This is a genomic window from Rhizobium leguminosarum (assembly GCF_010668065.1).
Classification (GTDB): domain Bacteria; phylum Pseudomonadota; class Alphaproteobacteria; order Rhizobiales; family Rhizobiaceae; genus Rhizobium; species Rhizobium leguminosarum_S.
On sequence record NZ_WUEN01000007.1, the window covers coordinates 298,775 to 323,609 of the forward strand.

Genomic DNA, 24,835 nt, shown 5'->3' on the forward strand with positions numbered 1-24,835 from the left:
ACGGAATGAGCCGCCCTCAATATCCTCGCAAGCAACCGCTCTTCCTCGCTCGGGGAGAAGAAATCGCCGTCCGATTTAACGATTGCTCAACCATATTGGCCAAAACCTGCGGCGCAGAAATTCCTTCCCGCGCGTCGCGCCAAGTACAGAGATCTCCATGACCGCCCAGCAGACCGACAATGCCCTCAGGCAGCGCCTGGACTTCATCGAACTGGATGAGGCAGCGCGCAAGTCGATGCGGGATCTGCGCCCTGTCATATCAGAGCTGATCGGCGGCGCCCTCGATAAATTCTACGCCAAGATCGCCAAGACCCCTGCGGTTGCCGGCTTCCTCGCCGATAAGAACCATGTCGGCCATGCCAAGAAGCGCCAGCAGGACCATTGGGCCAATCTCGCCGGCGGCGCGTTCGACGAGAGCTATGTCAACGGCGTGACCGCGGTCGGGCGGACGGACGCCCGCATCGGGCTGGAGCCGCGCTGGTATATTGGCGGTTACGCCATCGTCATGTCCGAGCTGGTCAAGGGCATCATGGAGAAGCAGTGGCCTTCGATCTTTGCGCGCCAGCAAGGCAAGGCATTGGCCGAGAAACTGTCGGCCGTCATCAAATCAGGCATGCTCGACATGGACTATTCCATCTCGGTCTATCTCGAGACGCTGGAAGCCAAGCGCCGCGCCTTGGAAGAGCAGCGCGCTGAGGCCGAATCCGATCAGGCGATCGCGCTGGAGCAGCTGCGTCGCGGCCTGGAAGCGCTGTCGAACGGCGATCTCGAAGCCACCCTGCCGTCCGATCTGCCTGGCAATTTCCGGCAGATGGCCGAGGACTACAACCGTGCCGTCAGGGCGCTAAGCCAGTCCTTTGCCTCCGTGCGCGAGACCTCCGGCCACATCATGAGCGGCGCCGACGTCATTTCCAAGGCGACCAACGATCTGGCGCTACGCACCGCCCAGCAGGCGGCAGGCGTCGAGGAGAGCTCGGCCGCTCTGCAGCAGCTGTCCGTCAGCGTCGGCCAGACGGCCGCCAATGCCGAGAAGGCGTCGGACGCCGTGCGCGAGACGCAGCAGAAGGCGAAGAACTCCGGCGAACTCGTCACCAGCGCCGTCTCGGCGATGGCCGGCATCGAGAAATCCTCGACCGGGATCTCCAAGATCATCGGCGTCATCGATGAGATCGCCTTCCAGACCAACCTGCTGGCGCTGAACGCCGGTGTCGAGGCGGCGCGTGCCGGCGATGCCGGCAAGGGTTTCGCCGTCGTCGCCCAGGAAGTCCGCCAGCTCGCGCAGCGCACCGCGGAAGCGGCCAAGGAGATCAAGAACCTGATCTCGCAGAGCTCGACCCAGGTCAATCAGGGCGTCGGCATCGTCTCCAGCACCGGTGAGGCGCTGAACGACATGATCAGCCGCATCGACATCATCAACCGTTTCGTCGCCGATATCGCCGCCGCCGCCCGCGATCAGGCGACGGGCGTCAACGAGGTCAGCCTCGCCGTCCGCAACATGGGTGCGATCACCCAGCAGAATTCGGACATGGTCGAGCACTCTTCGGCGGAAACCCGCCGCCTCAAGGACGAGGTGGAGACCCTGATCGAGCTGCTGCGGCGCTTCCGCGCCCGGCCGGAGGGCCGTTCCGCCGGTGCTGCCCGTCGGGCGGCATGAGGCGAATATGGCGAAATTCCAGGCGGGGATGCAAAAAAGCGTATTCCCCGGCTGCCGGATAATTCCATAGTCGGAAAAGATGGGTTATGGGAACGCCATGACCATCAAGCCACTCATCATTCTTCCCGATCCCGTTCTCCGCCAGCTGTCCAAGCCGATCGAGCGGGTGGATTCCGACCTGCAGCGTCTTGCCGACGATATGCTGGAAACCATGTACGACGCGCCGGGCATCGGCCTTGCGGCGATCCAGATCGGCGTGCCGCGCCGTATGCTCGTCATCGACATCTCGCGCGAGGGCGAGGAAAAGCAGCCGCAGGTCTTCATCAATCCTGAGATCGTCAAATCTTCCGACGAGCGTTCCGTCTATGAGGAAGGCTGTCTTTCGATTCCGGATTATTATGCCGAGGTCGAGCGCCCGGCTATCGTCTCGGTCAAATATCTCGATCGGAACGGCAAGGAACAGACGGTCGAAGCCGACGGCCTGCTTGCCACCTGCCTGCAGCACGAGATCGACCACCTGAACGGCGTGCTCTTCATCGATTACATCTCGCGGCTGAAGCGGGAGATGGTGATCAAGAAATTCACCAAGGCGGCGAAGTCCAAGGCGCTCTGACGTTGCGTTGAAAATTCACCGGCGACCCACTATGATATCACTGATATCATGATGGAGGTGCCGAATGGGTGATTTTCTGATCAGAAACATTTCCGAAGCAATGAAGCGAGACATTGCGGAATCGGCGCAGCGGAGCGGCAACAGTCTTTCTGACGAGGCCAAGGAGCTTTTGCGGGAAGCGCTGAAAAGAAAAGCAGAAGCAAAGCCCGCGAATTTGTCGGCGTATGAAGCAATACGCGCCGCTTTCGTCAGCGAAAACGCAGTCGACGATGAATTTGCTGCAATCATGGACGAAATCGAGGCCGCGCGGAAAAAGGATTTCGGCCGGCCGTTCGAGGATTTCGAATGATCGTTCTCGATACGAATGTGATTTCCGAGTTCGCCAGGCCATTGCCGAATGAAAAGGTGAAGGCCTGGATATTGCAGCAGGATGGCTCGAGAATCTGGCTTTGCACGGTTGGCTTGATGGAGCAGATTTACGGAGCCGAAAGGGTTTTCTTGAAGACAGGATCGGACCGCTTCTTTCGCGCGATCGAGAATTTGGTGAAAGGCCAGTTTCGCGATCGTATCGCCGGCTGGGATTTGGAAACGGCCATGGCTACCGGTCGCTTGCGGGCGAAACGCGAAAGCATGGGGCGGCCGATTTCGGTCCAGGATGCTATGATTGCCGCCATCTGCCTTGCCAACGGCGCGACGCTTGCGACCCGCAATATCCGAGATTTCGAGGGGCTTGATCTCAAGCTCGTAAACCCGTTTGAAGACGGTTGATCCTCAATTGGCGAGATAAAATGTCTCTTCGCATCATCTTCATGGGAACCCCGGAGTTCTCGGTTCCGACCCTGCGCCTGCTCGTCGATGCCGGCCACAGGATCGTTGCGGTCTATACGCAGCCGCCGCGGCCGGGCGGGCGGCGCGGCCTCGATCTGCAGAAATCGCCGGTGCATCAGGCGGCCGAACTGCTCGGCCTGCCGGTCTTCACCCCGGTCAATTTCAAGGACCCCGAGGAGCGCGAGAGGTTTCGTGGCCTGAATGCCGATGTCGGCGTCGTCGTTGCCTACGGACTGTTGCTGCCGGAAGCGATTTTGAACGGCACCCGCGATGGCTGCTACAACGGTCATGCCTCGCTGCTGCCGCGCTGGCGGGGTGCGGCACCGATCCAGCGGGCGATCATGGCCGGCGACGCAAAGACCGGCATGATGGTGATGAAGATGGATAAGGGTCTGGATACCGGCGCCTTGGCACTCACCCGCGAGGTCGAGATCGGCCCGAACATGACCGCTGGCGAGCTGCACGACCGGCTGATGCTGGTCGGCGCCAAGGCGATGGCGGAGGCCATGGTGAAACTCGAAATGAACGACCTGCCGCTGACGCCGCAGCCGGAAGACGGCGTGCTCTATGCCGCCAAGCTCGACAAGGCCGAGACGCGCATCGATTTTTCCAGGGATGCGAGCGACGTGCACAATCACATCCGCGGCCTGGCGCCGTTTCCGGGCGCCTGGTTCGAGCTCGAAATCGGTGGCAAGCCGGAGCGGGTGAAGGTGCTGGCGTCCGAGCTGGCTGAAGGGCAGGGTGCGGCCGGGTTATTGCTGACGGATGATCTGGTGGTCGCCTGCGGCTCGGGCGCGGTGCGGCTCACCAGGCTGCAGAAGGCCGGCGGCAAGCCGCTGGCGGCGGCGGATTTTCTCAGGGGCACGCCGCTTGCGGCGGGCACGAGGCTCACCTGATGCCGCGTTTCCGCATGACCGTCGAATATGACGGCGGCCCCTATGTCGGCTGGCAGCGGCAGGAAAATGGCCACTCGGTGCAGGGCGCGATCGAGGCCGCGGTGCTGTCGCTGACCGGCGAGACGGTCTTAGTGCGCGGCGCGGGCCGGACCGATTCCGGCGTCCATGCCATGGGGCAGGTGATCCATGCCGATCTTTCGAAGGAGTGGTCGTCCTACCAGTTGCAGAATGCGCTGAACGCGCATCTGAGGCTTGCCGGCGAGCGCGTCTCCATTCTCGACGTCAAGGTGGCTCCCGAGTTCTTCGATGCGCGTTTTTCGGCGCTGCGGCGCCATTACCTCTATCGCATCGTCAGCCGCCGGGCGCCGCTGGCGCTCGAAGCCGGCAAGGCCTGGTGGGTGCCGAAGGTGCTTGATCACGAGGTCATGCACGCCGCCGCCCAGAGGTTGGTCGGGAGGCACGATTTCTCCACCTTCCGCGCCGCCCATTGCCAGGCAAACAGTCCGGTGCGCACGCTCGACCGGCTGGATGTGACGCGCAACGGCGAGTTGATCGAGATCCGCGCCACGGCGCAGAGTTTTCTCCACAACCAGATCCGCTCCTTTGCCGGCACGCTGAAGCTCGCCGGCGAAGGCAAATGGAAGCCCGATGATGTCGAGGCAGCGCTTAAGGCTCGCGACCGGAAGGCCTGCGGCCCGGTGGCGCCGCCGGACGGGCTCTATTTCATGCAGGTGGACTATCCCGACGTGATCCCCGATCGCCGAAGGCCGGTCACCGATACCGATGCCAATGACGGGGATGCTGACGACCCCTCGTAAGCTTGGTCAGACGGGATAGATGCCGAGGAAGTGCTGCAGATATTCCGAAAGGATCATCGATGGCACGAGAAGCACCAGTGTCAGCGCCCCGGTCATCAGCGCATGGCCATGGCAGATCATCCGGAGAATGCGCGCCAGCACGAAGACCTGCGCCAGCATGAAGGCGAGCAGCAGCAGCGAGACGAGGCCGACGGAGCCGGGCAGGAAGAACACCAGCGCCAGCAGCAGCCCGTTGATATAGGAAAGCGGCACGCCGAGCCAGTTGACGCTGACGACGACAGGCGCGAAACGTTCGCCCATGCGGAAGGCAAGCAGCAGAAACCCGGCAAAGACCAGCGGCACGAACCAGTTGGCGACCTCGACGAGGCCGAGCCTGATATAGAAGGGAAAATCGACATCGGCTTCCGGCGGCATCGCCCGCAGGAAGGCCTGTCGCCACCAGAGCCAGGAAATACCCATCGGCGGCAGGCACCAGAGCATCGCCCAGAACGAGCGATTGACGCCGCGCTCCGACATGTCGAGGTAGCGGAAGCCGCGCGGATCCAGCCGGATCAGCAGCCAGAGGCCGGCCAGATAGTACTGAACCTCCCTAAAGCCCGGCATTGGCGAACCAGCGGGCGATGAAGGTTTCGTAGATCGCCGTCAGCGTCTCCAGATCGGCGACAGCGACGCGCTCGTCGACCATGTGCATGGTCTGGCCGACGAGGCCGAACTCGACGACCGGGCAATAATCCTTGATGAAGCGCGCATCCGATGTGCCGCCGGTGGTCGAAAGCCGCGGCGACTGGCCGGCAACGCTTTCGACGGCTGAAGACAGCGAGGCGATCAGCTCATTGTTGCGCGTCAGGAAGACATGGCTCGGCCGGTCGGCCCAGACGATATCATAGGCCACCGGTTCGCGGCCCGGCCGCAACGCGCCGTTGCCTGCGGCGGCGTCGAGACGGCGCAGGATTTCGGCACGCAACGTTTCGACCGTCCAGCTATCGTTGAAGCGGATGTTGAAGCTTGCCGATGCCTTGGCCGGGATGACGTTGGTCGCCGGATTGCCGACGTCGACGGTGGTCACTTCGAGGTTCGACGGCTGGAAATCGCCGGTGCCGCCGTCAAACGGCGGGTGCATCAGCGCCTGCGTCAGCTGCAGCATGCCGCGCACCGGATTGTCGGCAAGATGCGGATAGGCGGCATGGCCCTGCACGCCGTGAACGGTGATTTTACCCGACAGCGAGCCGCGCCGGCCGATCTTGATCATGTCGCCGAGCCTGTCCGGATTGGTCGGCTCGCCGACAAGGCAGGCATCCCAGCGCTCGCCGCGTTCGGCCGCCCATTGCAGCAGCTTGATCGTGCCGTTGATCGCCGGGCCTTCTTCGTCGCCGGTGATGAGGAAGGAGATCGAGCCGTTGGGCGGCCCGTTTTTCTCGATATGGCGGGCGACGGCGGCAACGAAACAGGCAATACCGCCCTTCATATCGACAGCGCCGCGGCCAAAAAGCTCGCCCTTCGAAATCTGGGCGGCAAAGGGTGGATGCGTCCAGGCGGCTTCGTCGCCGACCGGCACGACATCGGTATGGCCGGCAAACATCAGATGCGGGCCGTCCGTGCCGAGGCGGGCATAGAGGTTTTCGATGTCGGGCGTTCCCTCTTCGCTCGCCTTCACCCTGTCGACCGAAAAGCCGAGCGGCGCAAGCATCGCCTCCAGCGCCGACAGCGCGCCGCCTTCGGCGGGCGTCACGGACGGGCAGCGAATCAGCGTCTGGAGATTGGCGACGGGGTCGGTAGCGGTCATGGCGGTCGAACTATCCGGCGGGAATGGCAAAGACATGGCAAGGCGGGGCCGCCTCGCGTAAAAAGACGCCGTCTGTTTACCGGATCAACGTCCCGGTGTCATCAATCTCTGAGCAACTCGTTGATGCCGGTCTTCGAGCGGGTCTTTTCATCGACGCGCTTGACGATGACGGCGCAGTAGAGATGCGGCGCCGGCTGGCCGTTGCCCATCGTCGCATTGCCCGACGGCATCGAGCCGGCGACGACGACGGAATAGGGCGGCACTTCGCCGTAGGTCACCTCGCCGGTGGCGCGGTCGACGATCTTGGTCGACTTGCCGATAAAGACGCCCATGCCGAGCACCGAGCCTTCGCGGATGATGCAGCCTTCGACCACCTCGGAACGGGCGCCGATGAAGCAATTGTCCTCGATGATCGTCGGGCCCGCCTGCATCGGCTCCAACACGCCGCCAATGCCGACGCCGCCGGAGAGATGCACATGCTTGCCGATCTGCGCGCAGGAGCCGACCGTTGCCCAGGTATCGACCATCGTGCCTTCACCGACATAGGCGCCGAGATTGACGAAGGAAGGCATCAGGATCGCGTTCGGGGCGATATAAGCCGAGCGGCGCACGACGCAGTTCGGCACGGCGCGGAAGCCGGCGGCCCGGAAGTGGTTCTCGCCCCAGTTTTCGAACTTCGAAGGAACCTTGTCCCACCAGGTCGAGTTGCCCGAGCCGCCCTTCACCACGTCCATGTCGTTGAGGCGGAAGGACAGCAGCACGGCCTTCTTCAGCCACTGATTGACCGACCAGGCGCCGTCGGCGGAGCGTTCGGCGACACGGACCTTGCCGGCATCGAGCAGATCGAGCGCTGCTTCGACCGCATCGCGAACCTCGCCCTTCGTCGACGTGTTCACATTGTCGCGATTGTCAAAGGCGGCTTCGATGATCTTTTCGAGGGATGCGAGGTCGGTGGCGCTCATGAGAATTCCTTAAACTTCGATCTTTATCGTGGAGACGGGGCGTCTCCGGAATTGCGGTTGGCGGGGTTTACCCTGCTTTACAGCATGAAGCCGTAGAACGGAATGATTTTTCCGACAAGATCATACCTGGATTCAAGGCGTTATAGCGACATATCCGGCTTCGTAGCCGGCAATACTGAAAGGCATTTTGACATGGCGAAGGGACGAAACGGCGGTTCGCGGCGCAAGGATGGCGTATGGGACCCGCTGAAGAGCAGCTCGACCGACAAGCAGCGTGCCGAAGCCGTGCCGAAGACGCCGCAGACGATGTCGCCTGCCTACCGCCTTGCCTATGTCGATGAGGATTTCCTCTGCCGCGAGGAGTTGCGGCCGATCCGCCTGCAGCTGGAACTGATGAAGCCGGAGATGATGCTGACCGAACGCGGCATCAAGTCGACCGTCGTCATGTTCGGCGGCGCCCGCATTCCCGCCCCCGGCCAGAGCGCCTGGGCAGCCCGCAACGATATCCAGCGCGTCAACCTGGAGGCGGCCTCCGTCTACTATGACGAGGCGCGCAAATTCGCCCGGCTCTGCTCGAAATATTCGGCCACCTTCAATTTCCACGAATATGTCATCGTCACCGGCGGCGGCCCCGGCGTGATGGAGGCCGGCAATCGCGGCGCGGCCGACGAGGGCGCCCCTTCGATCGGCCTCAACATTGTGCTGCCGCACGAGCAGGCGCCGAACGCCTATGTGACGCCGGAGCTCAGCTTCAACTTCCACTATTTCGCCATCCGCAAGATGCACTTCATGGTGCGCGCCAAGGCGATCGCCGTCTTTCCCGGCGGCTTCGGCACGCTTGACGAATTCTTCGAATGCCTGACGCTGATCCAGACCGGCCGCATGGAGCGCCTGCCGCTGATCCTCTTTGGGGAGGCGTTCTGGCGGAGCATCATCAATTTCGACGCATTGGCGGAATTCGGGACGATTGCGCCCGACGACGTCAAGCTGATCAGCTTCGTCGACACGGCCGAGGAGGCATGGAAGATCGTGCAGAATTTCTACGAACACCGCGAATAGGCGCTTCGGAGGGATAAGCCGCAAAGCCTCTCCCCGCCGAGGCGGGGAAAGGCAGGGGAAGTCGTCATCCTGTTCTAAAGCGCGTCGCGATCTTTCAGATTCGCTCCTCGCGCTTTAGGTCTTTGTTTTTACGCATGCCGTTGTCGCAAAACCGCGGCGCACTTTTGCGCGACATGCTTTAGAGCAGCGGCCGGTCCGGCATGTCGTCGATCGAGATGACGCCATCCTTGTTGCGGTCCATCCGCGCAAACAGCTTGTCGAAGGCGGCTGTGGCTTCCTGTTTGGAAATCTGGCCGTTCTGGTCGGTGTCGATCCGTTGCATCATCAACGAGGCGCGCATGATGTTGCCGCCATGGCGCATCCAACGATGCCCGTCACGACCATCGTGACCGTCGCGCGGCGGCCGTCCCTGGTCGTTATTGTCTGCCGTCGCGGCTGCGGCATTCGCATCCTTGTTTTCGCCGGCCTCCTGCTTGCGCTGATCGCGCATCGCCTGCATCTGCGTTTTCCGGTACTCACGGATTTCGCCCGGGGTCAGCGAGCCATCCTTGTTGGTATCGATCGCGGCGAAGATCTTGTCGAGGCCGGCGGTCGCCTCGTCCTTGGAGACCTGTCCATCCTTATTCGTATCGAATTGCTTGAGCATGCGGACATAGGTGATTTCGCGGAAGGCAGCGGAGCCTGGACCCGGACGGCCCATGCCGGCATGCTGGCGCGGCCCGTCACCCGGTGCGGCAAAAACTGCCCCGGCGGCTGCGCCGAAGATGAGGGTGGAGGAAAGCGCTGCCAGTATCAGCTTGTTGCGGTACATCGTGTTTGCCTTTCGTAAGGTGTCCCCTCACGAAAGAAGATATGGCCGCAGGCCCGGAAGACCCAGTTAAACATCGGTAAGCTGAATGAAAACTTGGTAATGCTTTCAGCCGGTAACCTTGCTGAGAAAATCGGCGAGATCGTCGGTGACGAAATCGATATGATCCTCCTCGCCGCTGGTCTTTTCCCACCATTCGACGACCGTCTCTTCCAGATTGCGCGGCACCAGCAGCACGGTCTGCATGCCGAGCGCTTTCGGCACCGTCAGGTTGCGCGGCAGATCCTCGAACATCGCCGCCTTGGTGGTTTCGACGCGCTTCAGCGCTGTGAACTTGTCGTAGGTCGCCTGCGCCGGCTTCGGCACGTAATCGGCAGCGACGATATCGAAAATGTCGTCGAAATGTTCGAGAATGCCGAGCGCCTCCGCCGTCATTTCGGCATGCTTGACGCTGCCGTTGGTGAAGATGAACTTGCGCCCCGGCAGCGCCTTGATCGCCTCGCCGAGTTCCGGCTGCGGCGTCAGCGCCGTGTAGTCGATCGCATGCGCCTTTTCGAGAAAGTCGTTCGGGTCGATGCCGTGATGGATCATCAGGCCCTGCAGCGTCGTGCCATGCTCGAGGTAATATTGCTTCTGCAGCTTGCGCGCCTCTTCCCGCTCCATCTGCAGGAGTGCCGCGACATAGGCGGTCATGTTCTTGTCGATCTGCGCGAAGAGATTGACATGATGCGGATAGAGCGTGTTGTCGAGGTCGAAGACCCAGTCTGTAACGTGCTGGAAATCGGCTTTGTCAGGCGTGCGGTCGATCTTGGTCATGGCGGTCTTATGGCACGGCTCATCCGCCAAGGAAATCGGCAAGAAAAAATAGACGCCCGATTTTCGGCGGACGGCGCAGGCACGGAATGCTAGAAAGCGGTCATGCTTTTCGAACGCCCCGATGACGATACGCTCTATGATGCCCTGATCGCGCGCAGCGCCGATTATGAGGGGCAGGCCTATGTCTGCGTCAAGACGACAGGCATCTTCTGCCGTCTGACCTGCCCAGCGCGCAAGCCGAAGCGGGAAAATACGCTCTTTTTTGATACGATCGCCGCCTGCATGCATTCCGGCTTCCGCCCGTGCCAACGCTGCAGGCCGCTGGAGCAGCCGGGCAGGGAACCGATCGTCCACGAGCTGCTTGCCGCGCTCGACCGCGAGCCGCAGCTGCGCTGGACCGAGGATGAGCTCGTGCGCCGCGGCCACGATCCCTCGACCGTGCGCCGCGCCTTCAAACGCGGGCTCGGCATGACCTTCCACGATATCGTCCGTTATCGCCGGCTGGGCGAGGCGGCCCGGCAGCTGGCCGATGGCGCGCGCGTCATCGATGCGCAGCTCGATGCGGGATATGACTCCCCAAGTGGTTTCCGGACGGCTTTTCAGCGGCTCGTCGGCAAGGCGCCGGCGATGTCGCAGAACCGCGAACTGCTCTTTGCCGACTGGTTCGACACGCCGCTCGGGCCGATGGTAGCCGTTGCCGACCAGACGCATCTGCATCTTCTCGAATTCCACGACCGTAAGGCGCTGCCGACCGAGCTCGAGGCGCTGCAGAAGCGCGTCCGCTCGTCGGTCGCGATCGGCCGCACGCCGGCGATCGATCAGATCGCGGCGGAGATCCGGGATTATTTCGAAGGGCGGCTCACCGTCTTCAAGACGCCGTTGGCGCTCGGCGGCACGCCCTTCGAAAAACATGTCTGGGCAAAGCTCATGGAGATTCCTGTCGGCCAGACGCGCGCCTATGGCGATCTCGCAAGGGAAATGGAAAGGCCGGAAGTGGTGCGTGCCGTCGGCCGCGCCAATGGCGCCAACCAGCTTGCCATCATCGTGCCCTGCCATCGCATCCTCGGCGGCGATGGTTCGCTGACCGGCTATGGCGGCGGGCTCTGGCGCAAGCAATGGCTGCTGCGGCATGAAGAGAAGATCAGCGCACAAGCACCCAACATGGAGGAGACGGCATGAACCAGAGTGAAAAGGCCGAGCTGTTCGGCACGCTGCATCGCAAGGGTAATCCTGTCATTCTTTACAATATCTGGGATGCCGGCACGGCCAAGGCCGTCGCCGATGGCGGCGCCAAGGCGCTTGCGACGGGAAGCTGGTCGGTGGCCGCTGCCCATGGTTATGCCGACGGCGAGAAGCTGCCGATGTCGGTGCTGGTCGAAACGGCGAAGTCCATCACCGCTGCCGTCGACCTGCCGCTTTCGGTCGATTTCGAAGGCGCCTATTCGGCCGAGGCTGAAGGTGCGGCCGCCAACGTTGCCAAGCTGGTGGAAGTCGGCGCTGTCGGCATCAATTTCGAGGATCAGGTGGTCGGCGGTGGCGGGCTTTATCCGGCCGAGAGGCAGGCGGCCCGCATCCGCGCCATTCGCGCTATGGCGGAAGGCAAGGGCATTCCCTTCTTCATCAACGCCCGCACCGATCTCTTCCTGGCCGAGAGCGATCTTTCCAAACATGCCGGTCTGGTGGACGAGGCGATCGAGCGTGGCAAGGCCTATGCGGCCGCCGGCGGCAGCGGCTTCTTCGTGCCTGGTTTGATCGATCCCGCCTTGATCGAAAAGATCTGCGCCGCATCGCCGCTGCCGGTCAACATCATGATGCGGACGGGCGCTCCGGATGTGAAGACGCTGGCAAAGCTCGGCGTCGGTCGTGTCAGTTATGGTCCGGGGCCTTACCGGTCGATGATGGAAAAGTTGAAACAGGAGGCGGCGGCGATTTATAGCCCGCTCTGACGTCGAAAGCCCGAGGGCCGCAGATGTAAAGCATATCGCGCAAAAGTGTGCAGCGGTTTTGCGACAACGGCATGCGTAAAAACAAAGAGCTAAAGCGCGACGAGCGAATCCGAAAGATCGCGACGCGCTTTAGTACGAAAGGCTGCGGCCCGGAATGAAATCCCGTTCCGCTCAGGAACGGAAGCGCAGATTCCGCCGGCTGAGCTGGCTGACCGAGGTGCAGCCCATCAGCTTCATGCCGCGCTCGATCTCGGTGCGCATCGTCTCCAGCGCCCGTTCGACACCGGGCTGTCCGGCAGCGGCAAGCGGGAAGAGATAGTAGCGCCCGAGCCCGACGGCCTTCGCCCCCAGCGACAGCGCTTTAAGAACATGCGTTCCCCGCTGCACGCCGCCATCCATCATCACGTCGATCCGGTCGCCCACGGCGTCGACGATCTCGGCCAACTGGTCGAATGCGCTGCGCGAGCCGTCGAGCTGGCGCCCGCCATGATTGGAAAGCACGATGCCGCTGCAGCCGATCTCCGCCGCGCGCTTGGCGTCTTCCACCGACATGATGCCCTTCAGGCAGAATGGCCCGCCCCATTCGCGCACCATCTCCGCCACATCGTCCCACGACATCGACGGGTCCAGCATCTCGGTGAAGTATCGGCTGATCGACAGCGCGCCGCCATCCATCTTGACGTGGTTTTCGAGCTGCGGCAGCCGGAAGCGCTCGTGCGTCAGCCAGTCGATCGCCCAGGAAGGCTTGATCGCGAACTGGGTCATGCCGGCAAGATTGAGCTTGAAGGGAATGGCAAAGCCCGTGCGCTTGTCGCGCTCGCGGTTGCCGCCGGTGATGCTGTCGACCGTCAGCATCATCGCCTGCACGCCGGCATTTTTCGCCCGCGCCATCATCTCGCGGTTGAGGCCGCGGTCTTTGTGGAAGTAGAACTGATAGACCTGCGGCCCGTTGCTGATCTGCCTGGCTTCCTCCAGACTGATCGTGCCGAGCGAGGAGACGCCGAACATCGTCCCGTGTTTTGCCGCCGCTGCCGCGACCGCCCGCTCCCCCTGGTGGTGGAAAAGGCGCTGCAACGCCGTCGGTGAGCAATAGACCGGCATTGCGAGTTTCTGCCCCATGACGGTCACCGACATGTCGACATCGGCCACACCGCGCAAAACGTCAGGCACCAGATCGCAGGCCTCGAAGGCCGCGGTATTGCGCCGGTACGTCACCTCGTCATCGGCACCGCCGTCGATATAGTCGAATATCGGTCCGGGAAGACGCCGTTTGGCCATGCGCCGGAAATCGTGAAAATTATAGCAGTCAGTCAGGCGCATTTGTTTCCTCGATACCCTGTTTCCGCGTCAGGAAGATCCGCCCTTCGCAAGTGAAGGGCGCAGCCTGGTTCAGGGAACGATCAGCGTTCCGACGCCGTGCTCGGTGAAGATCTCGAGCAGCACGGAATGGGCGGTCTTGCCGTTTAGGATAACGACGCCCTGCACGCCGGCCTTGATCGCATCGATGCAGGTCTCGACCTTCGGGATCATGCCGCCCGAGATCGTGCCATCGGCGATCAGCGCATGTGCTTCGGCGACCGAAAGCTCCTTGATGAGCTGGCCGTTCTTGTCGAGCACGCCGGGCACATCGGTCAGGAACAGCAGCCGGGTTGCGTTCAGCGCACCGGCAATGGCGCCGGCGAAGGTATCTGCATTGATATTGTAGGTGGCGCCGTCACGGCCAGGCGCCACGGGGGCGATGACCGGGATCATCTCGGAGCGGGCAAGCAGATCGAGCAGCGTCCGGTCGACCTCGACCACTTCGCCGACAAAACCGAGATCGAGCACGCGCTCGATGTTCGAATCCGGATCTTTGATGGTCTTGCGCGCCTTTTCGGCGAAGACCATGTTGCCGTCCTTGCCGCAAAGGCCGATCGCCCATTCGCCGGTCTGGTTGATGAGCGCGACGATTTCCTTGTTGATCGAGCCGGCGAGCACCATCTCGACGATCTCGACCGTTTTCTGGTCGGTGACGCGAAGGCCGCCCTCGAATTTCGATTCGATGCCCATCTTGCTCAGCATGGCGCCGATCTGCGGGCCGCCGCCGTGAACGACGATCGGGTTGACGCCCGATTGTTTCAACAGCGCGATGTCGCTGGCAAAGGCCTTGCCGAGCTCGGGATTGCCCATGGCGTGGCCACCATATTTCACGACAATCGTCTTGTTCTCGTAACGCTGCATGAAGGGCAGAGCCTTGGCCAGAAGCCGTGCCTGCATTTCGCTTTCGGTTTCGTTCATGGGAACCCCGCAGAATTGTTCGCGGCCTTTTATCGCAAGTTTCTGACCGAGGGAATAATCCAGAGGGCAATAGTTTTTCGTATCTGGCGCGTAGCCGGACGTCGTTACCGTCTGGCGCACGCAAGCTTGAGATGAGGAACGGCATGCAAGGCGATGACATCGCAGACCTGATCGGCCGCGTCGCACTCGGCGATCGCAGGGCTTTCGTGGCCCTCTACAATCAGACCGGACCGAAACTTTTCTCGATCTGCCTGCGTATCTTGAAGGATCGCACGGAAGCCGAAGAAGCTCTGCAGGAAGTCTATATCAGCATCTGGCAGCGTGCTCGCAGCTTCTCCGTCGCCTCGGGTTCGTCCTCGGCATGGCTGGGCGCAATTGCCCGCAACCGGTCGATCGATGCGCTGCGGGCGCGCAAGCCCGTCGCCGACGAATTGGACACGGTCTACGATCTTGCCGATGCCGGACCCGACCCGGAAATGCAGACGGTGACCAAGGATGAAGGAAGGCGGATTGACACCTGCATGGAAGAGTTGGAAGCTGATCGTGCGGTCGCGGTGAAACGGGCTTATGTCGAAGGGCTGAGCTATCAGGAACTGGCCGATCAGTTTGGTGTCCCGCTGAACACGATGCGGACCTGGCTCAGGCGCAGCCTCTTGAAACTGAGAGAGTGCATGGAACGATGACATCGCCCGACAAAAGCAAGGGAGACCGCTCCCGCGACGAGGTTCTCGCCGGCGAATATGTGCTTGGCGTCCTGTCGTTGCAGGATCGTCGGGTGGTGGAAGAGCGCATGCGCCACGACCGCCCCTTCGCTGCGATCGTCAGCCGTTGGGAAACCAACCTCTCCGCCTTCAACGACGAGTATGAAGGCGTTGCTCCGAACCGGGAAACCTTCAAGCAGATCGAGGCGCGGCTGTTCGGCGATGGCCAAAAGCCCCCCTCCTTTTCGCAGGGACTCTGGAATTCCGCCGTTTTCTGGCGCTCGCTGAGCTTCGCCTGCATCGTCGTCGCCGCCAGCGCCGTCATCTTCGCCTCCGGCGTGGTGCCGGAGCCGCAGGGGCCTGCACCACTGGTAGCCTCGCTTTCGGGCCAGAACAGCACTATCAATCTTCTTGCCTCCTATGAGCTTCAGAGCGGCCGGCTGAAAATCGTGCCGGTCGCCGCCGGCAAGCCGGAGGAGAAGTCGCTGGAACTCTGGCTGGTCCCGGGCAGCGGCATGACGAGATCGCTCGGCGTCTTCCAGCCGGGCGAAAGCGGTGAACTCGTCATTCCCGCCGAACTGCGCAGCATGATAGCCGATGGCGCAACGCTTGCCGTCAGTCTCGAACCCTTCGGCGGTTCACCGACCGGCCAGGCGACTGGTCCGGTGATCGCAAGCGGTCCCCTGCACCGGCCGTAATCGCACCGGCCATAAATCATGTCTCCTCACTGAAACTCTTCGGCGCGGCCCTCCGTAGTTCGAAATGTCCGGACGACGCTCAGGCATAAAGCCCGCGGATGGTGTCCGGTGAGGAGAAAATCATGATCAAGTCCGTATTGCGCGGCTTCGCGCTCGCCACTGCCATGTCCGCCGTCGCCTTTGCCGCCGCGAAAAACCCGACGGTCGGCGGTGCGGCGATGTTCGATAGCAAGAACATCATCGAGAACGCCGTGAACTCCAAGGATCACACGACGCTGGTCGCAGCCGTCAAGGCAGCAGGCCTCGTCGGCACGCTCGAGGGCAAGGGCCCCTTCACCGTCTTTGCGCCGACCAACGAAGCTTTCGCCGCCCTGCCGAAGGGCACCGTCGATACGCTGCTGAAGCCGGAAAACAAGGCGACGCTGACCAAGGTTTTGACCTGCCACGTCGTTGCCGCCGATGCGATGGCCAAGACCGTTGCCAAGATGATCAAGGATGACGGCGGCGAGCACGACATCAAGACCGTCGGCGGCTGCGTGCTGAAAGCCAAGGAAAGCATGGGCAAGATCACCCTGACCGATGAAAACGGCGGCGTCTCCCATGTGACGATTGCCGACGTCAAGCAGTCGAACGGCGTCATCCACGTTGTTGACAAGGTGCTGCTGCCGAAGATGTAAGCCAGCTCGTATCGACAGACGCATTGGGGCGCTCTTCGGGGCGCCCCGAACATAGGTGGCTATCGGGCCGCTTCGGCTCTCGGGAAGACGAGCGTGACACTCATGCCGGCATCAGGGGACGAGTTGACTTCGACCTCGGCGCGGGCGTTTTGTTTCAGCGACTGTACGATCATCGCGCTCAGCTTCCCGGGCTGCGGCCAGGTCACATCCTGGGGAAGGCCGATCCCATTATCAGCAACGGTGATCCTGCAGCCGGTATCGCTGACGACACAGCGGAGCGTAATCTCACCGCCATCACGCCCCACGAAGGCATGCTTCAGCGTATTGGTGAGGAGTTCGTTGATGACGAGGCCGGCCGGCATGGCGACATCGACGGAAACCGGCCAGGTATCGACCTTCATGTCCAGCCGGATCCCCTCCACGGCGTGGGCCGCCATCACAGAAGCGGCAATCTGGCTGACATAGGTGCCAAGATCGATCGTGGCGCCCTTCTCTTCGTCCGACAGCGAGCGATAGAGCAGAGCCAAAGCTTCAATCCGCCCGGCAAGCCGTACAAACCTCTCGCTTTCCTCATTCTGTTGAGCATTGCGCGCCTCCATTCGGATGAGCGCCGTGATCATCTGAAGATTGTTCTTCACGCGATGCTGTAGTTCCCGCAGAAGGACATCTTTCTCCGTCAGCAGTTCGCTGAAGCTCTCTGCGGCCGTCGCCTCATTGCGGGCAGCAAAGGCCACCAATCGGAAAAGCGGGGTGTCGTCGTCGTCGACGATCGTATTCGACCAGACATCGATAACGACGGTGCTCTCGGGTTCGGCCACCAGCGAGAAGGCACCAATATACTCCTCCGCAGAGGTCACAGCGGCCGTGAGCGGCACCTCTCCGGAGACGGCGGTGGACTTCAATTTAATTTCCGGCCAAGGTTTTCCCTGGACCTCGGTTGCCTCAAGCGCCGTCAGCCGTTCGAATTCGAGATTGACGTAGATCAGCGGCTCGTCGCCACCGAGTTCGGAGACAGCCACCGCGAATGGCACATGATCGAGGAAGTGTCGAAACCGGTCATCATCAAGGGCTTCGGCAAGATGGGGCAAGTTGCCGACGCCTTCGGGCGAAATCGGCTGGTCTTTGCTATCGGTCATCAAATATTACTCTTGGACGCGGCTGCTCCCGTACAGCAGGAGAACTAGGGTTGCTTTAAAAACTGCGGGGACGCAAGCGTTGATCGGCGGCACGTCCGTCGATTGCCGGCCGCAGGGTGATTTAAGCCCGGTCATAGGTAAATGACGTCAGCAGGGTCGTGACGAAATTGCTCGCCCTTTCCTTGACCAGGACCTCCGTCCATTCATCGGTCCCGCGCAGCCGCAAATCCGTGTAAATACTGTCGACGGCCGCTTCTTCGATACGCTTGATATGGGTTCTGAACGACGCTTCGCCGCCGCCGTGATACATGTCTCTGATCACCATGCGCAGGATCTCCTGAATGGCGATCTGCCAGGCTGTATTGATCGATTGAAGTTCGTTCGCAGTCTCTGCCATTGACGCTTCCTTGGTACGAGTGAATGCCAGCACGCCTTCGGCCATGCTGCAGCTGCGCGATCTGCAAGCTCGTCATTTCAGACGCGGTTAAATCTCGAGCCTTGTCGATCGGATTGTGATCTCAGCGGGCCCTGGCGCGTTTCGCAACGAGGGCAGAGGTGGCCGACACCCGGTTACTCTGTTCCCTCGCAAGCCGGGCCTCCCGAAGTCGCAACGTCTTTGCCTGTTGCGATTGGGCGTCGGATTCGAGCTCTTCGACCGCCTGGTTCTTCGCGAAAAACTGGGTCTGGACGTTGCCGAAGGCAATCTCCGCCCGCTGGCGAGATTTGCTGTATGTCTCAGTCATATTGGCTCCGATACGGGAGGGCTCGACGCGCGAGCGAAAACAAAAAAGGCCAGGCAAATCGCCTGGCCTTGGATGGATAACGTGCTTCCGGCAGTGCCAGTACATCCGTGGTCAAAGGAAAGCAGGTATCGATTTAAGCGTTCTGGAGATTGCAAGCGGACATCTTGCCCGACTTGTTGTCACGCTCGAGGTCGAAGCCGATCTTCTGGCCTTCGACGAGGTCGCGCATTCCGGCGCGCTCGACGGCGGAGATGTGAACGAAGGCGTCGTCGCCGCCATTATCAGGCTGAATGAAGCCGAAGCCTTTGGTGGAATTGAACCATTTAACTGTGCCAGTGGCCATGATGATGAACCCTTTCATAGCAATATTGGAGAACCGTAACGCCAGGGCGATGCGGATGGTGATAGCGATTTTTGAAAGGAAGTTCGTTCAGAGCGCGGTGCCAATCGCGCGATAACCAAGCCAGCAAGCAAAATTCGATGGTCGCTATCTAGCTCAATAAAGCTGCGTGGTCAACCTTTAGTTTTCCAATAGCATAATGTTCAACTATGGGATGTCGCAGAGACCTTTACACCAAACAGGGCGCCGCGTCCGAGGCGCCTCCGCCCTCTACTTCCAGCGGGCGATGCCGACGGTTTCGGCGATCGCCTGGCGCAATTCGTCCAGCCCATCACCTTTTTCGGACGAGGTGGACAGCACGCCGGGATAGGCAGCCGGGCGCTTGCGGATCTTTTCCGCCGTTTCGGCAAGCAGCTTCGGCACACCAGCCGCCTTGATCTTGTCGGTCTTGGTGAGCACGATCTGATACGAGACGGCCGCCTTGTCGAGCAGATCAAGCACATCGTCGTCGTTCTTCTTGATGCCGTGGCGGCTGTCGATCAGCACATAGACGCGCTTCAGCGTCGCGCGGCCGCGCAGGTAATCGAAGACGAGCTTGGTCCACTTGTCGACCTGCTCCTTCGGCGCCTGCGCATAACCATAGCCCGGCATGTCGACGATCGCCGTCGGCGGCAGGTCTTGGCCTTCGCCGGAATAACCATCCGGAACGAAATAATTCAGTTCCTGCGTGCGTCCCGGCGTGTTCGAGGTGCGCGCCAAGCCCTTCTGGCCGACCAGCGCATTGATCAGCGAGGATTTGCCAACATTCGAGCGACCGGCGAAGGCCACTTCCAACGGCCCTTCCGGCGGCAGGAAGTTCAGGGACGGCACGCCGCGGATGAAGATCCATGGGTGGCCGAAGAGCGGCTTTTCGGTTTCGGGCATGCGGGCTCTGCAATCTCTGGGTTGGGTCTTTTACCGGGCTTCATGGTTTTGCGGGCGGATGTCAAGCTTTTCAGGCGCCTGCGCGGCATGCCTTGTGTCCTTCGTCCGCCACCCGGAAATGAAAAGCCCCGCCGGAGCGGGGCTTGGCAAGCGTCACTTCGACGGCGCTTCTTTTCGTCGGAACAGACCCTTCAGATTGTCGAAGAGTTCGACCTTGACGCCGTGGCGCTTCATGATCAGCCCCTGCTGCGCCACCGAGAGCGTGTTGTTCCAGGCCCAGTAGATGACCAGGCCGGCCGGGAAGCTTGCCAGCATGAACATGAATACCAGCGGCATCCAGTTGAAGATCATCGCCTGTGTCGGATCGGGCGGCGTCGGGTTCATGCGCATCTGCACGAACATGGTGACGCCCATGATCAGCGGCCAGACGCCGAGGTGCAGCAGCGTCGGTCCCTCGAAAGGCAACAGGCCGAACAGATTGACGATCGTCGTCGGATCGGGCGCTGAAAGGTCCTTGATCCAGCCGAAGAAGGGTGCGTGCCGCATTTCGATGGTGATATAGATCACCTTGTAGAGCGAGAAAAAGATCGGGATTTGCAGCGCCACCGGCCAGCAGCCGGCGATCGGGTTGATCTTTTCTTCCTTGTAGAGCTGCATCGTTGCCTGCTGCAGCCCCATGCGGTCGTCGGCGAATTTCGCCTTCAGCTCCTCCATCTTCGGCTGCATGCGCTTCATGTTCGCCATCGAAGCGTACTGCTTGCTGGCGAGCGGGAAGAACAGAGCCTTGACGACGATGGTGGTGCACAGGATCGCCACGCCGAAATTGCCGAAGTAGCGGAAGAAGAAGTCCATCAGCTTGAACATCGGCTTGGTGATGAAATAGAACCAGCCCCAGTCGATCAGCCGGTCGAACTTCGGGATCGAATAGCTGGCCTCATAACCGTCGATAACAGGCACTTCCTTGGCGCCGGCGAAGACGAGGTTCTTCAGCTCGATCGATTGGCCCGGCGCAACGGTGAAGGCATCGTCCTTGTAGTCGGCCTGATAGCGCGGCTGGCCATCGCCGAAATAGGAGAAATGCGCCTCATAGGCGGCACTCTGCGGCGGAACGATCGTCGCCGCCCAATATTTGTCGGTGATGCCAAGCCAGCCGCCGGTGGATTTCGCCGGTGCCACGGCTTCCTTCTCGACGGCGCTATATTTGGTTTCGATGAGGCCGTCATCGCCGATCACGCCGATGAAGCCTTCATGCAGAACGTAGACGGAGGGCGTCGTCGGCTTGTTGTAGCGTGTCACGCGGCCGTAGGAAGACAGCGCGGCGGGCACCTGGCCTGTGTTTTCGATCTTGTCGGCGACGGTGAACATGTAGCGTTCGTCGACGGAAATGGTGCGCGTGAAGGTCAGGCCCTTGTCATTGGTGTAGGAAAGCGTCACCGGCGTCTTTTCGGTGAGCTTGGCGCCCTCAGGTGCGGTCCAGAGCGTCGAGGGACCGGGAACGCTGCCCGTCGCGTCGCTGCCGATATAGCCGAGTTCGGTGAAATAGCCGTCCTTGGTTTCCGCCGGGCTGAACAGCGTGATGATCGGGCTCGAGTCGTCGACGGTCTCGTGATAGCCCTTGAGCTTCAGATCGTCGAGACGGGCGCCGGCAAGGTTGATCGAGCCGGAAAGCGCCGGGGTGTCGATGACAACGCGCGGGGACTTTGCCAGCGCCTGCTCGAGCGTCGCCGTCGCGGCCGCCTGGCCGGAAGGGGCAGCGCCGCTCGTCTGGGCCGGTGCCTGACCGCCTGCTGCCGGCTGCTGCACCTGCTCGGTCTGTTGCTGCGCCTTCTGGGCTTCCTGCGCCTTGCGCTGGGCCTCGATGCGCGGATTCATATAGAGAAACTGCCAGCCGAGGACGATCAGCACCGAGAGAGCGATCGCAATGAAATAATTGCGGTTGTTTTCCATCATACGTTCCTGGGGCGTCCGTCTCCGGAGCGCCGGTGTTTCGGCCTGGTTTCCACGCGGGATTTCAGTTCCGCGGCCAATTCCTGGAAGGACGCGTCAAGCACGTCCCTGCGCGCGACAACCACATAGTCGTGTCCGGGCTGCATTGCAAACCCCGCATGAAGCCGCACCGCCTCTTTCAGGCGGCGGCGCATACGGTTCCGTTCGACCGCGTTGCCATGTTTTTTGGTGACTGTAAAACCGACGCGTGCGTGGCTGTCGGGTTCCTTCCGGTCGAGGACTTCGAGAAGGAAGAAGCCGCCCCGGCGTTTTTCGCCCTCGCGCGCGGCAAGAAACTGCGGGCGGCTCTTCAGCCGCCCGACAGTGTGTTTCTTCTCACTGATCGTCAATTCGCCCGCCATCTCTTACCGGGCAACCCGGCTTACGCCGACAGACGATTGCGGCCCTGCGCGCGGCGGGCTGCGATGACCTTGCGGCCACCCTTCGTGGACATGCGGGCACGGAAACCGTGGCGACGCTTGCGAACAAGCTTGGATGGTTGGTAGGTACGCTTCATTTATTTTAAACACCGCGGAGTGCGGCCCTTCTTGAATTTGCATAATGCAAGGAGCGTTGTTTTTCGAACGGGCGGGCCATGAAAGGCTTGAGTGCCCGGACGTGCGCGGGCTTATAAAGGATGAAGCCCATAAAAGTCAATTATGCCGGATAATTTCACTCTGCGCTGCTGGCCCGGAAAGTAATTTCGCACTCTGGTGTTAAGAAATGAGGCCTGCTCTGAGTGGTTGTAGTTTGCGCCGCGGCAGATCGATCGCCCCGGTTTTCAGGCGTTTACGCCTTCCGGCTGCATTCGGCATGGATCACTTCCGAAGCCATAATCGTAAATATTAGAAATCTAACTTTAATAAATTTCGCCGATATTCAACGCATCGACTGGGAATTTGCTTTCCAGGCAGTGGCGTAGCTAGGAGGCATTGCATTGAAGATCCGTGGCAAAATTAATCTGCTGGTTTGCGTGATGGGCGCGGTGGCACTTCTGATCGGTGCAACGGCATTGTCCGCCATGCACGAATACAGTCGCAACCTGACGGCTTACGAGCAGGCCGCCAGCCGCGCCTATGCCGGCGAACGCCTCAATCGTTTCGTCACGGCCGTGGTCATGGAATCGCGCGGCATCTATGCCGCCAAAACGATCAAGGATACGCCGAACTTCGCCAAGGGCTTGCTGGCCGGCCTCGACGAGATCGACAAGGTCATCTCGGGCTGGGCGCCGCTCGTTCCCGAGGATGAAAAGGACGATTTTGCCAAGCTTGTCGCCCGCGCCGCGGAATTCCGCACCTTCCGCATGGAAACGGCCCGCCTCGGCACGGAAGTCGGCCCCGAGGCCGCCGGCCAACAGGGCAACAACGACGCCAACCGCGCCAATCGCAAGGCGTTCCAGGCGGAAATCGATGCCGTCGTCGCCATCGACAAGGCAGCGCTGGAGACCGTCAACGCCGAGATCGAGAGCTTCCGCTCCTGGGTGCTGATGCTCGTGCTCAGCATCACCGGCATCGGTATCGCGGTCGGCATCGGCATGGGCTTCTATATCGGCACCAGCCATCTCAGCCGCCCGATCAAGCGCGTCACCCACGCGATCAAGGAAGTCGCCGACGGTAATTTCGACGCCGAGGTTCCCTTCGCCGGCCGCCCGGACGAAATCGGCGAGATGGCCGCAGCGGTTGCGGTCTTCAAGGCGAACGGCCTCGCCGTCAAGCGCCTGAATGCCCAGGAGGCGGCGATGCGCGCCAAGAGCGACGACTTGCAGTCGAGCATGTCCGTCGTCGTGGCGGCGGCTGCGGCCGGCGATTTCGGCCACCGCATCAGCAAGGACTACGAGGACGACAACCTCAACCAGTTCGCCGGCAACATCAACATGCTGCTGTCGAGCGTCGATGCCGGCATCGGCGAGACCCGCCGCGTCATCGCAAGCCTTGCCGAAGGCGATCTCACCCAGACGATGAGCGGCAGCTTCCAGGGCGCCTTCGCCGAACTGCAACAGAACGTCAACAATACCTTCGTCACCCTGCAGGCGACGATGCGCGAAGTGCGCGAGACGACGGAAGCGATGAACGGCAACACCGCCGAGCTGCGCAATGCCAGCGACGACTTGTCGAAGCGCACCGAGCAGCAGGCAGCCGCCCTCGAAGAGACCTCGGCAGCGCTCGACGAGATCACCGCCGTCGTCCAGAATTCCACCGAGCGGGCGCATGAAGCCACCATCATGGTGTCCGAAGCCAAGGAGAACGCCGGCCGCTCCGGCGTCGTCGTGGGCAATGCCGTCGAGGCCATGGGCCGCATCGAGCAGGCATCGCGCGAAATCAGCCAAATCATCAACGTCATCGATGAGATCGCCTTCCAGACCAACCTCTTGGCGCTGAATGCCGGTGTCGAGGCGGCCCGCGCCGGCGATGCCGGAAAGGGCTTCGCGGTGGTCGCGCAGGAGGTGCGCGAACTCGCCCAGCGTTCGGCAACGGCTGCCAAGGACATCAAGGCGCTGATCACCAAGTCGGGCAACGAGGTGCAGGTTGGCGTGAAGCTGGTCCAGGCGACCGGCGAGGCGCTGGCCGAAATCGGCACCCGCGTTATCGCCATCAACGATCATATCCATTCGATCGCCACCGCCGCGACCGAACAGTCGACCGGCCTTAAGGAAGTCAATACCGCCGTCAACCAGATGGACCAGGTGACACAGCAGAATGCTGCGATGGTGGAAGAGACCTCCGCCGCCACGCACAGGCTGTCGGCCGAAGCCGGTGGACTGGTGCGCCTCATTGCCCGCTTCAAGCTGCCGGATGATGCGCCGACGCCCGTGGCGCTCGTCCGCAACGAGCCGCAAAGACCGGTTGCCTCGCCCGCCCGCCGGGCGATCGCCAAGGTCGCCCGCGCCTTCGGCGGCAATGCGGCCGCAGCCGAGCAGAGCTGGGAAGAGTTCTAAGCTTTACGGATCACGCGCCTTCAAACGCCGCCTCCGGGCGGCGTTAGTTTTTTGACCGCCTCGCTCTCTACTCGGCGTCATCCTCGGCCCAGGAGATTGCCGAGACCAGCCCCTTGCATGTTCAATTAGCGCTGATTGTTGGATGATCGGTGCGCACTCCGGCGGATGGCCATCCGCCGGAGTGCGGACGGCCGGGACCGCAGGCCCCTTGGCTTGAACCGGGGATGAGATTGGT

General features: G+C 61.6%; 28 protein-coding genes. 13 read left to right on the forward strand and 15 right to left on the reverse strand.

The genetic code is table 11. The features are described 5' to 3' along the window. Window positions 1-157: 157 nt before the first annotated feature. The 6 genes from GR198_RS21145 (at window position 158) to truA (ending at window position 4,809) form a co-directional block, all read left to right on the forward strand. Window positions 158-1,654, forward strand: a complete 1,497-nt coding sequence (locus GR198_RS21145; protein WP_164069536.1) for a globin-coupled sensor protein — start codon at window positions 158-160, stop codon at window positions 1,652-1,654. A 97-nt stretch (window positions 1,655-1,751) separates the two neighbouring features. Then, entirely contained in the window at window positions 1,752-2,267 is a 516-nt protein-coding gene (gene def, locus GR198_RS21150) for a peptide deformylase (RefSeq protein WP_027666160.1), read from the forward strand. A gap of 64 nt (window positions 2,268-2,331) precedes the next feature. Beyond that, window positions 2,332-2,616, forward strand: a complete 285-nt coding sequence (locus GR198_RS21155) for a plasmid stabilization protein (RefSeq protein WP_029873886.1) — start codon at window positions 2,332-2,334, stop codon at window positions 2,614-2,616. After that, on the forward strand, window positions 2,613-3,035 hold the full coding sequence (locus GR198_RS21160) for a type II toxin-antitoxin system VapC family toxin (protein ID WP_029873885.1): 423 nt from the start codon (window positions 2,613-2,615) through the stop codon (window positions 3,033-3,035). Before GR198_RS21155 ends, GR198_RS21160 begins: the two co-directional genes overlap by 4 nt. Before the next feature lie 20 nt (window positions 3,036-3,055). Beyond that, window positions 3,056-3,991, forward strand: coding sequence for a methionyl-tRNA formyltransferase (fmt, locus tag GR198_RS21165; RefSeq protein ID WP_029873884.1), 936 nt, complete (start codon window positions 3,056-3,058; stop codon window positions 3,989-3,991). After that, window positions 3,991-4,809, forward strand: a complete 819-nt coding sequence (gene truA, locus GR198_RS21170; RefSeq protein WP_029873883.1) for a tRNA pseudouridine(38-40) synthase TruA — start codon at window positions 3,991-3,993, stop codon at window positions 4,807-4,809. The genes fmt and truA overlap by 1 nt, the downstream gene beginning before the upstream one ends. Before the next feature lie 6 nt (window positions 4,810-4,815). Here the strand turns inward: truA and GR198_RS21175 are convergent, their stop codons facing one another. The 3 genes from GR198_RS21175 to dapD all read right to left on the reverse strand — a co-directional run bounded on the left by GR198_RS21175 (window position 4,816) and on the right by dapD (window position 7,554). Further along, window positions 4,816-5,412: a hypothetical protein gene (locus GR198_RS21175; protein ID WP_029873882.1), complete on the reverse strand. Its 597-nt coding sequence runs from the start codon at window positions 5,410-5,412 to the stop codon at window positions 4,816-4,818. Further along, window positions 5,399-6,592: a succinyl-diaminopimelate desuccinylase gene (dapE, locus tag GR198_RS21180; protein WP_029873881.1), complete on the reverse strand. Its 1,194-nt coding sequence runs from the start codon at window positions 6,590-6,592 to the stop codon at window positions 5,399-5,401. Before dapE ends, GR198_RS21175 begins: the two co-directional genes overlap by 14 nt. Window positions 6,593-6,693: 101 nt before the next feature. Then, window positions 6,694-7,554, reverse strand: a complete 861-nt coding sequence (gene dapD, locus GR198_RS21185; RefSeq protein WP_029873880.1) for a 2,3,4,5-tetrahydropyridine-2,6-dicarboxylate N-succinyltransferase — start codon at window positions 7,552-7,554, stop codon at window positions 6,694-6,696. Between the two features lie 192 nt (window positions 7,555-7,746). On the opposite strand from dapD, the gene GR198_RS21190 reads away from it, so the two are divergent. Beyond that, on the forward strand, window positions 7,747-8,613 hold the full coding sequence (locus tag GR198_RS21190) for an LOG family protein (protein ID WP_029873879.1): 867 nt from the start codon (window positions 7,747-7,749) through the stop codon (window positions 8,611-8,613). A 178-nt stretch (window positions 8,614-8,791) separates the two neighbouring features. Here the strand turns inward: GR198_RS21190 and GR198_RS21195 are convergent, their stop codons facing one another. Both GR198_RS21195 and GR198_RS21200 read right to left on the reverse strand, forming a co-directional pair. Next, complete coding sequence (locus tag GR198_RS21195; RefSeq protein ID WP_029873878.1) at window positions 8,792-9,424, reverse strand: EF-hand domain-containing protein; 633 nt, start codon at window positions 9,422-9,424, stop codon at window positions 8,792-8,794. 105 nt (window positions 9,425-9,529) lie between these two features. Then, window positions 9,530-10,237 (reverse strand): pyrimidine 5'-nucleotidase, encoded by a 708-nt coding sequence (locus GR198_RS21200; RefSeq protein WP_029873877.1) that lies wholly within the window; start codon window positions 10,235-10,237, stop codon window positions 9,530-9,532. Window positions 10,238-10,339: 102 nt separating this feature from the next. On the opposite strand from GR198_RS21200, the gene GR198_RS21205 reads away from it, so the two are divergent. Together GR198_RS21205 and GR198_RS21210 are read left to right on the forward strand one after the other, a co-directional pair. Then, window positions 10,340-11,416, forward strand: coding sequence for a bifunctional transcriptional activator/DNA repair enzyme AdaA (locus GR198_RS21205; RefSeq protein ID WP_164069537.1), 1,077 nt, complete (start codon window positions 10,340-10,342; stop codon window positions 11,414-11,416). After that, on the forward strand, window positions 11,413-12,183 hold the full coding sequence (locus tag GR198_RS21210; protein WP_164069538.1) for an isocitrate lyase/PEP mutase family protein: 771 nt from the start codon (window positions 11,413-11,415) through the stop codon (window positions 12,181-12,183). Before GR198_RS21205 ends, GR198_RS21210 begins: the two co-directional genes overlap by 4 nt. Window positions 12,184-12,354: 171 nt before the next feature. Here GR198_RS21210 and GR198_RS21215 read toward each other — a convergent pair whose 3' ends face one another. Then, a complete protein-coding gene (locus GR198_RS21215) occupies window positions 12,355-13,503 on the reverse strand; it encodes an alpha-hydroxy acid oxidase (protein WP_029873874.1) in 1,149 nt (382 codons plus the stop codon). A gap of 69 nt (window positions 13,504-13,572) precedes the next feature. After that, the gene (gene argB, locus GR198_RS21220) at window positions 13,573-14,460 is read right to left on the reverse strand and encodes an acetylglutamate kinase (protein WP_003556104.1); all 888 of its coding nucleotides are present in this window, start codon (window positions 14,458-14,460) and stop codon (window positions 13,573-13,575) included. Between the two features lie 143 nt (window positions 14,461-14,603). Here argB and GR198_RS21225 point away from each other — a divergent pair, with 143 nt between their 5' ends. The 3 genes from GR198_RS21225 to GR198_RS21235 all read left to right on the forward strand — a co-directional run bounded on the left by GR198_RS21225 (window position 14,604) and on the right by GR198_RS21235 (window position 16,536). Next, window positions 14,604-15,143 carry a sigma-70 family RNA polymerase sigma factor gene (locus GR198_RS21225; protein WP_164069539.1) on the forward strand — a complete coding sequence of 180 codons (540 nt, stop codon included), beginning with the start codon at window positions 14,604-14,606 and terminating at the stop codon, window positions 15,141-15,143. Further along, window positions 15,140-15,859: an anti-sigma factor gene (locus GR198_RS21230; protein ID WP_003544986.1), complete on the forward strand. Its 720-nt coding sequence runs from the start codon at window positions 15,140-15,142 to the stop codon at window positions 15,857-15,859. Before GR198_RS21225 ends, GR198_RS21230 begins: the two co-directional genes overlap by 4 nt. Window positions 15,860-15,981: 122 nt before the next feature. Next, the gene (locus tag GR198_RS21235) at window positions 15,982-16,536 is read left to right on the forward strand and encodes a fasciclin domain-containing protein (RefSeq protein ID WP_011650236.1); all 555 of its coding nucleotides are present in this window, start codon (window positions 15,982-15,984) and stop codon (window positions 16,534-16,536) included. A 59-nt stretch (window positions 16,537-16,595) separates the two neighbouring features. Here the strand turns inward: GR198_RS21235 and GR198_RS21240 are convergent, their stop codons facing one another. From GR198_RS21240 to rpmH, 8 genes are all read right to left on the reverse strand, one after another. Next, window positions 16,596-17,672 (reverse strand): sensor histidine kinase, encoded by a 1,077-nt coding sequence (locus tag GR198_RS21240; RefSeq protein ID WP_164069540.1) that lies wholly within the window; start codon window positions 17,670-17,672, stop codon window positions 16,596-16,598. A 121-nt stretch (window positions 17,673-17,793) separates the two neighbouring features. Continuing rightward, complete coding sequence (locus GR198_RS21245; protein ID WP_024323874.1) at window positions 17,794-18,069, reverse strand: hypothetical protein; 276 nt, start codon at window positions 18,067-18,069, stop codon at window positions 17,794-17,796. A gap of 121 nt (window positions 18,070-18,190) precedes the next feature. Continuing rightward, on the reverse strand, window positions 18,191-18,415 hold the full coding sequence (locus GR198_RS21250; protein ID WP_164046444.1) for a hypothetical protein: 225 nt from the start codon (window positions 18,413-18,415) through the stop codon (window positions 18,191-18,193). A 133-nt stretch (window positions 18,416-18,548) separates the two neighbouring features. Next, window positions 18,549-18,758, reverse strand: a complete 210-nt coding sequence (locus GR198_RS21255; protein ID WP_018244551.1) for a cold-shock protein — start codon at window positions 18,756-18,758, stop codon at window positions 18,549-18,551. 267 nt (window positions 18,759-19,025) lie between these two features. Beyond that, the gene (gene yihA / locus GR198_RS21260; protein WP_012755831.1) at window positions 19,026-19,679 is read right to left on the reverse strand and encodes a ribosome biogenesis GTP-binding protein YihA/YsxC; all 654 of its coding nucleotides are present in this window, start codon (window positions 19,677-19,679) and stop codon (window positions 19,026-19,028) included. Between the two features lie 153 nt (window positions 19,680-19,832). Next, the gene (gene yidC, locus GR198_RS21265; protein WP_164069541.1) at window positions 19,833-21,626 is read right to left on the reverse strand and encodes a membrane protein insertase YidC; all 1,794 of its coding nucleotides are present in this window, start codon (window positions 21,624-21,626) and stop codon (window positions 19,833-19,835) included. Next, entirely contained in the window at window positions 21,626-22,027 is a 402-nt protein-coding gene (rnpA, locus tag GR198_RS21270) for a ribonuclease P protein component (RefSeq protein WP_164069542.1), read from the reverse strand. Before rnpA ends, yidC begins: the two co-directional genes overlap by 1 nt. Window positions 22,028-22,047: 20 nt before the next feature. Further along, window positions 22,048-22,182: a 50S ribosomal protein L34 gene (gene rpmH / locus GR198_RS21275; protein WP_003545006.1), complete on the reverse strand. Its 135-nt coding sequence runs from the start codon at window positions 22,180-22,182 to the stop codon at window positions 22,048-22,050. 420 nt (window positions 22,183-22,602) lie between these two features. Between rpmH and GR198_RS21280 the strand changes: the two genes are divergently transcribed. Continuing rightward, on the forward strand, window positions 22,603-24,600 hold the full coding sequence (locus tag GR198_RS21280; RefSeq protein WP_164069543.1) for a methyl-accepting chemotaxis protein: 1,998 nt from the start codon (window positions 22,603-22,605) through the stop codon (window positions 24,598-24,600). The last annotated feature ends 235 nt before the right edge of the window (window positions 24,601-24,835 follow it).